General features: G+C 62.1%; 5 protein-coding genes. 3 read left to right on the forward strand and 2 right to left on the reverse strand.

Features of this window, described 5'->3' with window-relative positions; genetic code table 11:
- Positions 1-22: 22 nt before the first annotated feature.
- Positions 23-1,291, reverse strand: a complete 1,269-nt coding sequence (locus JV201_RS02760) for an Hsp70 family protein (RefSeq protein WP_003217400.1) — start codon at positions 1,289-1,291, stop codon at positions 23-25.
- A gap of 288 nt (positions 1,292-1,579) precedes the next feature.
- Here JV201_RS02760 and JV201_RS02765 point away from each other — a divergent pair, with 288 nt between their 5' ends.
- Together JV201_RS02765 and JV201_RS02770 are read left to right on the forward strand one after the other, a co-directional pair.
- Positions 1,580-2,527, forward strand: a complete 948-nt coding sequence (locus JV201_RS02765; RefSeq protein WP_003217399.1) for a DnaJ C-terminal domain-containing protein — start codon at positions 1,580-1,582, stop codon at positions 2,525-2,527.
- A gap of 2 nt (positions 2,528-2,529) precedes the next feature.
- Entirely contained in the window at positions 2,530-2,838 is a 309-nt protein-coding gene (locus tag JV201_RS02770; RefSeq protein ID WP_003217397.1) for a chaperone modulator CbpM, read from the forward strand.
- Between the two features lie 5 nt (positions 2,839-2,843).
- Here JV201_RS02770 and JV201_RS02775 read toward each other — a convergent pair whose 3' ends face one another.
- Positions 2,844-8,759: an NEL-type E3 ubiquitin ligase domain-containing protein gene (locus tag JV201_RS02775; RefSeq protein WP_219406474.1), complete on the reverse strand. Its 5,916-nt coding sequence runs from the start codon at positions 8,757-8,759 to the stop codon at positions 2,844-2,846.
- 284 nt (positions 8,760-9,043) lie between these two features.
- Between JV201_RS02775 and JV201_RS02780 the strand changes: the two genes are divergently transcribed.
- Positions 9,044-11,831, forward strand: a 2,788-nt coding sequence (locus JV201_RS02780) for a dermonecrotic toxin domain-containing protein (protein ID WP_374707358.1), incomplete at its 3' end; no start/stop codon positions are given.

Raw genomic sequence — 11,831 nt, forward strand, 5'->3', positions numbered from 1 at the left:
GCGCCACGGTTTCAGCTAAAACTCAGTAGCCGTAGCGCTTGCTGGCCTCAATCGCCAGACCACTGCCAATACTGCCAAAGATGTTCCCTTCCACATGCTGCGCATTCGGCAGCATCGCCGAGATGCTGTGGCGCAGCGCCGGAATCCCGCTGGAACCCCCGGTAAAGAACACTGTGTCCACCTGGGCCACGTCCACCGAGGCGTCGTTGAGCAGTTGCGTCACCGCATTGCGCACCCGCTCCAGCAAGCCATCGATGGCCGACTCGAACAACGCCCGGCTCAATTCCACGCTCAACCCAGGCTCGACCCGGTCCAGCAACACATGGCGGCTGTCCTGCCGGGTCAGCTGGATCTTGGTTTCTTCCACTTCCATCGCCAACCAGTGCCCGGCGCGCTGCTCGATCAGGTTGAACAGGCGGTCGATGCCACCCGTGTCCTCGATGTCGTAGCGCATGCTGCCCAGCGCCAGCTTGGATTTCTGCGAGTACACCGAGTTGATGGTGTGCCAGGTCGCCAGGTTCATGTGGTGGCTGGTGGGCATATAAGCGCCGCTCTTCATGCGGCTGCCGTAGCCGAACAGCGGCATCATGCCGGCCAGCGAGAGCTGCTTGTCGAAGTCGGTACCGCCGATGTGCACACCGCCGGTGGCGAGGATGTCGTCGTGGCGGTTGTCGATCTGGCGGCGCTCGGGCGACAGGCGCACCAGGGAGAAGTCGGAGGTACCCCCGCCGATGTCGACAATCAGCACCAGCTCTTCTTTCTCGATGGTGGACTCGTAGTCGAAGGCCGCGGCAATCGGTTCGTACTGGAACGAGATGTCCTTGAAGCCGATCTTGCGGGCCACGTCCACCAGGGTGTTCTCGGCTTCCTGGTCGGCCATCGGGTCGTCGTCGACGAAAAATACCGGACGGCCCAGCACCACTTCGTCGAACTCACGCCCGGCGGTGGTCTCGGCGCGGCTCTTGAGTTGGCCGATAAACAGCGCCAGCAGGTCGGTGAACGGCATGGCCGTGCCCAATACACTGGTGTCGTGCTTGATCAGCTTGGAACCCAGCAGGCTCTTGAGCGAGCGCATCAGCCGGCCTTCGTAGTTTTCCAGGTACTCGTGCAGGGCCAGGCGACCGTACACCGGGCGGCGCTCTTCGAAGTTGAAGAACACCACCGACGGCAGCGTGATCTTGTCGTCCTCCAGCGCGATAAGCGTTTCCATGCCGGGACGAATCCAGCCGACGGTGGAGTTGGACGTGCCGAAGTCGATACCGCAGGCACGGGCTGGGGATGGGTTTTTCATGTCAATCGGGTTCCGGTTGAAAAACGGCCGCGCAGTGTATGCCACCCGCGTGCAGATGCGTAGGCCGACTATCCGCTAAATACAACGCACTTGTTACCTTGAAAGCCCGGCCTTTGCCCCCAAATCCTCCCCATACGGTTGGTGGCTGCAGGATTCTGCCCGCAGCGCCGATAAACTTCTGACGCACCCTTCGGTCACAAGATTGAGATCGGTCAATCCAGACGCCGCAAACAGGCGCATGCTGTGACGCTGGCAGTGCGATATCGATAACGGACGGTGATACTCCCGATGGACTTCAAAGACTATTACAAGATTCTCGGCGTCGAGCCGACTGCCGACGACAAAACGATCAAGGCCGCCTATCGCAAGCTGGCGCGCAAATATCACCCGGACGTGAGCAAGGAAAAGGACGCTGAAGCCAAGTTCAAGGACGCGTCCGAAGCCTATGAAGCGCTGAAAAGTGCCGACAAGCGCGCCGAATACGACGATCTGCGCAAATACGGCCAGCATGGCCAGCCGTTCCAGGGCCCGCCAGGCTGGCAGAGCCGTGGTGGCTATGGCGGCGGTGGCCAGGACACCGGCGACTTCTCGGACTTCTTCAGCTCGATCTTCGGTTCGCGCGGCAATGGTTTTGGTGGTGCCCAGGGCCGCAGTGCCGGGCGTCGAGGGCAAGATGTGGAAATGGAACTGCCGGTCTTCCTCGAAGAGACCCTGTCCAACGAGTCCAAGCAGGTCAACTTCCAGGTGCCGCAATACAACGCGGCCGGCCAGCACGTCAGCAACACCACCAAGAGCCTGAACGTGAAGATCCCGGCCGGTGTGGCCGACGGCGAGCGCATCCGCCTCAAGGGCCAGGGCGCGCCTGGGATTGGCGGTGGTGCCAATGGTGATCTGTACTTGATCATCAAGTTCGCGCCACACCCTAAATTCGATGTGGAAGGTGAGAACCTGATCATCACCCTGCCACTGGCCCCGTGGGAGCTGGCGTTGGGCACGGAAGTGGCGGTGCCGACCCTCACCGGCAAGATCAACCTCAAGGTGCCGGCCGGCAGCCAGAACGGCCAGCGCATGCGCGCCAAGGGCCATGGCTTGTTGAACAAGGCCGGGCAGCGCGGTTATCTGTTTGTGCAACTCAAGGCGGTGATGCCGAAAAACACCGACGACGAGGTCAAGGCGTTGTGGCAGGAACTGGCACAAAAAGCCGCCTTCGATCCAAGAGAATCATGGAGTAGCTAACAATGAGCAGTCCCCGTTTGGTTCAAGTGAACATGGCAGAATTCTGTGAGGCCACCGACCTGTCGGTGGCCTACGTGATCGAAATCGTCGAGCACGGCATCGTTGAACCGGTGGGGACCAGTCCCGAGTCCTGGCGCTTCACCGATTACGAACTGGCCCTGGCCAAGCGCGCCTCGGCGCTGCAAAAGGACCTGGAGCTGGAATGGGAAGGCGTCGCCCTGGCGCTCGACCTGCTGGAAGAGGTCCAGCAACTGCGGGCCGAGAACCAGATGCTCAAGCAACGGCTGGGGCGGTTGGTGCAAACGCCCTGAATCCATCAGGTGATGCTGCAGCGCGCCTTGCACGGCACCCAGTCGCGCAGGGTCAGCGAGCGAATCAGTTGCGCCTCGTCCACGGCCAGTTGCAGTTGCACATTTTCAGCCTGGGTTGCGTATGCCTCATCACTGAGGGCGCCCGCATCGTGTTCCTCGGATAACGCATTCAAGCGCACGTCATGGGGCTCCCTCAGGACTCTGAACTCATCGTCATAATGGTTGCGAATAAAGGCCTGCCAGAATTCGCGGCCTAACAGCGACTGTACGAGCTTCTTGGAGTTGTCCAGTTTTTCTATTGTGATGGCGGCATTATTCAGGATCTGCGGCGCTACCTGTCCCGTTGCGAGGTAGCGGGCATCGTTGGGCTGACCGGGCAGTCCGAGGCGGCGGGCCAGGCCCATGCGATAGGCCAGGCGAATTTCAATATCTTCCAGTTTTTCCAGGGCGGCGACTTTTTGTTCAGGGGTCATGGTCGACGTGCGAATCATGCCTTCTCGAACCCGAATGTCTGCGCTGGCTAATTTTTCCACCTCGTCCAGGCGAAAAAGACCTTTGGCCAACGTGTAGAGTGCCGGTCCCGCCTCGCCATCGGCGGCATAGCGCGTGGCTTGCCACGTCAGCACCTTGGTCTCCATGTCACTGAACACCAGGGCCGACCGATCGCCGCAGCGCGGGTCACCCGCCAGGTTGAACAGCTCTTCACGCAAGCCATCGTCCCGGGCCGCATCGAGCAATTGCCACAGGCGCGATTGCAGGTCGGTATAGCGGCTGCGGTACTCCGCCGATTCTTTGAGGTTGTCGAGGATGTCGAGGAAGATCTGCGAACCGGGTTTCTCGGCAATCGACTCCCACAGGCTGCGTCGTACGTCGATTTCCTCGGGTGACAGACCATCCATCCAGTGCTGGTATGCCGGCTCCGGTGTGTCGTCCACGATCTGTTCTTGAGGCGCGTGAACCTCGACTGTAGCGGGCTGTGGCGCCCGATAACGCATCGCGCCGGGCTGCCGGCCCGCTGCTGCCTCGCGGTGGAGCAAGGTTGCATTGCTCCAATACTCGACCAACTGCCTGCGGGCTTCGGTGCTCAGCGGGTTGCCGTCGATAAAGGTGACGTTGTTGACGTAGATGAATGCCTCGGCCTCCTCGGGCAGCGGGTTGACCAGGGACTCGGGCAACTGCGTGATGCGGTTCTGCGCCAGGTTAACGATGTCCAACGCCTGATGTGGCCCCAAGCCCTGCGGCCACTCGGTGATCCCGGTGTCTTTCAAATTCACCCTACGCAGGTTCGGCAGGGTTGCGAAGTTGGGGGTACGCGCCAGGGGGTTGCGGCTCAGATTGATGATCTTGAGTGAGGTGAGCCCCTCCAGCAGATCCACGTCGGCCTCGCTCAGGGAAAGTTGGTTGCTCCTGAGGTCCAGGCGGGTAAGCCGAGTCATCCGGGCAACGCTGGGCGGGATTGAACGCAACTCTCCGTACGACAGGTCGAGCCAACGGGTGTGACTGAAGTGGCCGAGAAACTCATCCAGGCCGTATACGGATTGCATGTCCTGAAGCTTGATTGACCCAACGTGGCTGAAATCTGCTTCCAGCGCAGGCAAGTCGCCGACTCTCAAGCCGAGTGCTTCAAGGGTGTAGCCGGCGGGAGAACCATCTTGGGCCAGCACTTTGGGAGTCATGCGCCGCCAGCACGCCTTGAGGTCTCGAGCGAATTGCTGGCGATGGTTGGCATCCCCTGCACGCAGGTTTTCGCTGTCGGCAGCCACCAGGAACCGTTGTGTGGCCCAGGCGTTCAGTTGGGTGCTCAAGGTTTGCCACTCGCCTTCCAGGCGCGTCAGTTCAGCCGGCGCCCCGTCGCCTGCGTGCAATACGAATTGCTCGTTTTCCTCCTCGCTGTAGCCGGGAAACAAGTCCCTTATCCGCCGCATTTCGTCGGTGTGGCTCAAGGGTACTTCGAAGGCGCCAGGCTGGCCGCCGTTGCGCCAGCCCGGGCGAGTTTGTGCCAGGCGAGCGATGTACGCCCGCATCTGCTGATTGGCTTGCGGGGTGAATGGGTTGTCACGTAGGCGGGTCATGCGGTTGAGACGGATGCTGGCTTCCACGTTTTCGGGGGCTGGGTTGAGCAGGCTGTCGGGCACCGCGCTCAGGTGATTGCCGGACAGGTCGACTTCTCTCAGCTCCGGCAGTTCCAGCAGGCCTGTGGGCCACTGATTGATCCGGGTGTCACGCAGCTCCAGCTTGCGCAGTCGTAGCAGCGGGCTGAAATCCGGCAGGGTGCCCAAGGGGTTGTCGTTCAGGCACAGTTCTTCCAGGCGGCTCAGGCCGGCCAGTTGGCCGGCGCTGATTTCGCTCAGGCGGATGGCATTTTTCGACAGGTCCAGGTGCGTCAGCGCCTTCATGGCCGTAATAGCTTCGGGCAGTTCGGTCAGTGTGTGGCGTCCGATACCGCCGACTTGTTTGAGGGTCAAACGTTTCAGATTGGGGAAGTTGCCAAGGAACTGCCCGGGGCCGTCGGTGAAGCTCACGTAGTCGAGAACCAACTCCTCGACATGGGCAAAATCGGCGTTGAGTTTGGGCAGGTTCACCTGGGCGCTGATTTCCAGTCGGCGCCCGGTGTATCCCCCGGCACGATCCACGGTCTGTCGGCGCCAGCAATCTCTTAACGCATCGGCCACTGACTGCTCCCGGCCTCCCGGGTTTACCTCAAATGGACGCCGGCTCGTATCTTCTCGGGCACTGCGTTTCACCCAGTCCTTGAGTGCGCGTTTGAGGGCGGCGTATTGGTCTTCCCGGCGCGTCAACTCAGTGCGCGCATCGCTCCCGAGGGTCTCGATGAAGGCTGTGGCCTGCTCGTCGCTGAACCCCGGATACAGCTTGCGCACCCGCGTATGGGTGCTGCGCACTTGAGTAAGTTTGTGCAGCGGGGAGCCGCCCCGCAGGCGCAGGTCTCCTGCCAAGGGTTTGCGCAGCAGCGGGTATTCCAGCAGCACCGAGCGCAGCTCGTCCCGGGCCAATGGCGTTTGCCGCACCCGTTGCTTCAAGGTGCCGGCGTCCCGTGCGGCTTCGCCAAGTGCTCGACGCTGGCCCTGTTCAAGACGTGCCAGAACGGCGCCATACAGGTCGGTGGCGCCGAACGCCCCGTCTTCACCCATCGCCAGCATCAGCGGCGGTGCGTCGGCCTCTGGACCGACGGCGTCGATCAGTGGCCCCTGTTCGCTGCCCAAGCGGATTTCCACCCGCAGGTTCGGGTCCCAACCCGGCAAGCTGGGCAGGGTATGCAGGGCCAAGCGCAGGCTGTCCTGGCTCTGCAGGGTGTCGAGGAACAAGCCTTCATAGGCCCGCGCAATGCGCACTTGCTGCTGGCTTTCGCGCGCCAGGGCGGTGAGCCTTGGTGACAACTGCTGATGGCCACTCAGCGCAGTTAAATCCGCGTCCGTAGCGGTTTCCAGCAACTGCCTGGCAACCTCCGCCGGCAGGCCGGAAAACCTGTCCATGAGCTGCTGTACCGGGGGCGAGCGGGTCAGGTTATGGGCGCGGTAATCCGCGTCGAACAGCGAGGTCCGACTGTCCCGGGCGGCCTGGGCAACTTCCCGGCGCCACAGCATCGTCTGTTCGTCCAGCACCCGGGGAGTCGGGTCGAGGACCGCCGGATAGGTCAAGCCTCGGTGCGCCACCACGCGCTCGGTGATCGCCGGGTCGGCCAGCGCATAATCCAGCGGGTCGTCACTGCCCATCTTCTCGATAAACGTCTCGATCCGCTGATGGATGCCAAAGCGCGCCAGGCTGTCACTCAACAGGGCGGGCGGCGGTTGCAGGTCCACATGCAGTTGGCGCAGTTGATCGGCGCGAGTGCCACTGGCCAGGCGTGCCTGTTCCAGTTGTGCGTCGCTCAAGCCCCGTGTGCGATAACCCAGGCGGCGCATCAGCGCCGGGCCGTCCCAGGTCAGCGGTTCTTCGCCTTCATGCAGCCAGGCACCTGCGCCGTTATGCGCCACCTGCGGGGCATAAGCGTCGGAGCGTGTGGGGTGTTGTATGCGATAGGTGTCGCCGTCGGGCTCGGGTTTGACGGCATACAGGTGATCGTCGAGGGGCAGCAGCGGCTGCTGGTCGTGGCTGTGCAAGCCCAGGTCATCAAACGTGGCGTCCTTGGGCAATACGACGGGGCTGCGATAAGGCGTAAGGTCCGGCTTCCACAGCCGCTGCTCGCCACCTGGCAAACGCACCGGCTTGAGCCCTTGTACCAACGCGGGTGTAGGCGGCGCAGCGAGCTTTTGCAGGCCTTTCCCCGCGCCGGCCAGCAGCGCCATGGCGGCCAGGTTTTGCGCGACGTCGAACCAGTGAGCCTTGGCCGTGTCACGGTCGCCTTCGCCCCAGTCGATCACGCCTTCGAAGGTTTCGTAGAGCAATTGGCCCGCCATGGCGGCCAGCATGATTTCGCCAAGCACCGGGACGAACGCCAGTCCCAGGCCGAGCACGGTAGCGCCGGCCTCCAGCCAACGGGCGATTTTTTGCCCGCGCACCCGGGCGTCGACATCGGCGGTGGGCACTGCCTGGTCGCGCGCATCGCCGAGGGCCTTGTCGCGGCCATGCTCAAACAGGTTGGCCCACAGGTCGACGTTGTCAGCCCACAGGCCCTGTCTTGAGACCACCATCAGGTACAGGTCGGGAGCGCCCGTCTTCACCACCCTGCAGCCGGCTTTCGGGGGCGGAAGCGACTGGGGCATGACCGTCGTAGTCAATACCGGGAAGGCCAGTTGCAGCATCGTCTGGGTCACCGGCGAACGCGCTACTGCGTCGACGGCGGCGGTGGAGTCCGCAGCGGGTTCGGTAAACCGGTTGAAGAACGCCGGCTTGTCATGCTCATTGAGAAACTGGCTGAAAAAATGCTGGTAGCTCGTGGGCGTCGGGCGGTTGTTATTGCCGGATTCGCTTGGCGCTTTGTCGCGCGCCACCCACTGGCGGTTCAGTTCGGTTTTCAGCGCATCAAGGCTGTTGTAGCGCTTGAGCGGGTGCTCCGGATCGTGGGGCAGGTAGACGATGAAGTCGGTGGCATAGCGATATTTTTCCACCGGTGTAAACACCACGCTCCCCATGAGCGCGCGGTCCATCACGCTCAGGCAACTGAACCACACCGGCTTGCCGCCCAGCGTCGGGTTGCGTTCGCCGTCGACCACCTTGAGCACCATGGTGAAGTCATCCGGGAGAATGTCCTGCTTGAGCAGCGCCAGGTACGCCGCAGCCCTGAGGGCATCCTTCTGGCTGGTGATCACGGCGTCGCGCAACCGGGTGGCGGCCGTCTCGTCGGTGGGCAGTAATGTTTCCTTGAGGTGCGCCTGGTAGCGGGCACCCACGTCCAGCGTACGGCACAGCCTGATAAAGGCGGGTACGGTCAGCGCCGGGCTGATCCTGGGAGAGGCGCCTTCCCGGTCCGGGTATTGGGTGAACCCGGAGGCAGGATCGAATGCGCCGTCTTCACCTTCACTGGCTTCAAAGTTATGCAGGGCAGCCTGCACCAGCGACACCTCCAGTACTTTGTATTCGCCGGCCTTGATCCCCAGGGTGCCGAGCCTCAGCGGCTCATACAAACGAAGAGAGGTGCCTTCGACATCCACGGTGAGGTTGAATTGTTCTTTCAGCGCGCCGTTGAGCAGGCCTATGGCGAAGGGCTTGAGTGCCTGGACGTTGGCCAGGTGTTTATCCACCGCGTGTTGGGATTTGAAACTGGTTTCATTGAACGCCTTCAAGGTTCTTCGCTGCAGCGGCGACAAGCTGTCCATCCACTGCGCCTGTTCGAGCCTGGCCTGTTTCAACGCTTCTATGCGGTGGGCCGGCGCCTGTACCAGCCAGTCCGGAATGGCCTGGCGAATGAACGCACTGTTGTCGTCGGAAGATGAGAGGGGAGTAACGGAGGGGGCATCCTGCATGGGGGCATTCCTTTGGGTAAGCAAAGGAAAAAGGCTACTGAAAACCGCTGTGGATTAATAAGTCGAAAAGCCGCTGGATAGCACGCAATAGTTAACGCATCGGCCCCGGATTACCTATGGATCGACGACTTAATTACCTCATGGAAATCCCCCCGTGTGCATCAAGCCTGCCAGCGCTTTTTGAGTGTTCGTCCAGGGGGGGCAATCCGTTCAAATAGCTACCGCCGAGTGCCGGGGGCGACTGATTAAGGTCATTGCCTTAATTTCCCTATCGGTACTCGTTTATGCCAGCACCTCAAGCCTCCACCTCGCTCCTGCCGGGCGGCGAAGGGCGTCACTATGCACAGATCAAAGCCGCCATCCCCGAAAGCCTGGTCAGCGCATCTCCTGCCCTGCGTGCAGCCATCACGCAGGCCAAGCCAGAGATCCCCGCCTGGTATGCGGCCACCACCCCGGCACAGAAGGCTGCGCTGCAAAACCTGTTGGAGGCGAGCATCAAGTCTCACACTGCACTGGAGCAAGCGACCGGCAAGGTGCAAGAGGTCAACGCCTTCGCCCGGCCATTGCTTGAAGCCGCGTTGAAGGCCGCCGGGTTTGAGCTGGACGTCAACCAGGTGCATCTGCGCCTCTATGTACCGGTCGAAGGTCTAGCGACAGGCTACCGGACCAAGACTTTGTCCCTGTTGCAAGCGGCCTTGAACAATTTTGAAGCGCGCGAGACCCGCGCCGGGTTCTTCGACAGTGCTTCAGGCTTTATCACCGCTCCCGGCGCGGATGGCCGTTTCGAGCGCCATACCACGACCCTGACGATCGAGACCTTCGCCCGGTTATGCCGCGACCTGGACCTGGGCAGGCTGTACCAGGAACACCTCACCACCTACCTGCTGCCCGTGCAAACCGTGTCCAGGAACCTGCTGCGTGAACGCTTTATCACCCGGCAAAAGGACGCCTTCAGAGCCGCCGCCTACGTGGCGTTGCTCAAAGGTGATATTCGCAGCGACGACTACGCGCTACTGCTGCGCATCGCCAATGGCGAGCGACGCATCAAGCACGACGGCAAGCAGGTCTGGCACCGCTGGCCCAGTATCATGGAACTGCAAATGCACGGCTGCCTCATGATCGACCCGAGCGTGGAGCACCGCTATGGCACCTGGCTTATCGTCTACATCCCCGACCACCCCGAGCACCCCGTCAAGCGCTACGAAACCTTTGCCGACTATGCAGAGGAAACGACCCGTGAGCTGACCGCTTACAGGCCAGAGGACTATTGGGACAGCAGGGGGGTTCAGGTCACGGCCCACCAACAGTTTTTCTCACGGTTCATCGGGAAAAAATACCTGGCTTACTACTACGGGCGGTTCACCGAGAAACGCGTCGATGAACCGCAAAGGCGCGTGGCCCTGGGCCCTGATCCAGCGTGGCGACAGTACTACGCAAGAAAATCCCTTACCGAACTCCAGGCGATCAACGCCGTCATAAAGTCCCCGCGACATATCAGCCGCACGCCGCAGGACCAGCCAAACCTGAACCTCAACGCCCACCCGATCAAGGGGCTGTGGATCGACGTCGACCCTTGGGACGAGCTGTACGCCGACATGCGCAAGCGCGCACTCGACGATGGGTTGAGCATGGCGATACCCACCGCTCACACCGACGCGGCTGGCCACGACCGGCGGATGGCGCATCTGATGAACATCGGCCTGTTCACCTTGAACCTGGTGTCGATGTTCATTCCGCCCTTGGGTGCACTGATGGCGGTGGTCACGGCCGGGCAACTGCTGTACGAAGTGCTGGAGGGCGTGGTTGAACTCGGTCAGGGTGACCGCGAGGCCGGCTGGGCGCATATCGCTGACGTGCTGGAAAATCTCGCGCAACTGGCGGTGGGCGGCGCTGCGTTGCATATCAGCCTGTCGCCGTTTATCGAAGGACTCAAGGCGGTCAGGCTGCCGTCGGGCAAGGCCCGCTTGTGGAAGCCGGACCTTGCGCCCTATGCGCAGGACATCCGACTGCCGGCAGGCTCGGTTCCCGACCAGGCGGGACTACATACCGTCAATGGGCGCCAGGTGGTGTCGGTGGACGGCAATCGCTACGCCGTGACCGCGCAAGACGAACCGGGCGTGTACCGGGTCCAGCACCCCAGCAGGCCCGAGGCGTATGAGCCTCAGATCGTCAACAACGGTTCTGGCGCCTGGACCCATGAGGCCGATGAGCCCCTGACGTGGCAAGGTGCTCCGCTGATGCGGCGACTGAGCCATGTAATGGAAGGCCTGAGCGATACGCAGTTGGAGCAGGTGCGCAAGATCAGTGACACCGACGAAAGCGTGCTGCGCCGGCTGTACGTGGAAAGCGAGCCCACTCCGGCCATCACACTCGATACGGCGGTGCGCATGCGGGCTTACGGGCGTGCCGAAAGCTTGAGTGGGCAGATCCTTGCGGGGTCGATGTCGATGGACCTGGGTAGCTACGCCGCGTCGTTGATGGTGGAAATGACCGGCTGGCCGCCCGGCAGGACCATCGAAGTATTTGACGGCCAGGGCACCAGCAGGACAGCTGCGTTGTATGGCCAACCTCATGCGCCCGGGACGGAACTGATCAGCATCAGCCGCATAGACCTGTTCGGCGGCAAGCTGCCGGCGTTGATCGTCGAGAGTTTGCCCGAGGAGCAGCTTAAAAACCTGCTCGGCCAGCATATGCCCTACGGGGCCGCGCTGCGTAGCCAGGCGTTGCAGGAACGGCTGGGGATCTATGCCAAACAGTCCCTGCGGCGGGTGTTCGACAGCCTTTACCTCGGGCGGTCATCGCCTGGCAGCGCCGAACTGCAACTGTTCGCGCGCGACTTCAAAAGCCTGCCACCGGTCATGGTCGAGGAACTGCTGGAAGGTGCCAGCCCCTCGCAGCGGGCGAGCCTGGTCAACAATCGCAAGATTCCCCTGGAGCTGGCGCAGCAAGCGCGCCGGCAACTTGGGCATCTGCGTCTGGCCCGGGCGTACGAAGGGCTTTATCTGGACGAGTTGGCCAATGTCGACACCGAAGCGCTGGCGCTCAACACGCTGGAGCGCCTTCCTGGCTGGC

Origin of the sequence: Pseudomonas sp. Colony2 (genome assembly GCF_019382755.1) — a bacterium.
Lineage (GTDB): Bacteria > Pseudomonadota > Gammaproteobacteria > Pseudomonadales > Pseudomonadaceae > Aquipseudomonas.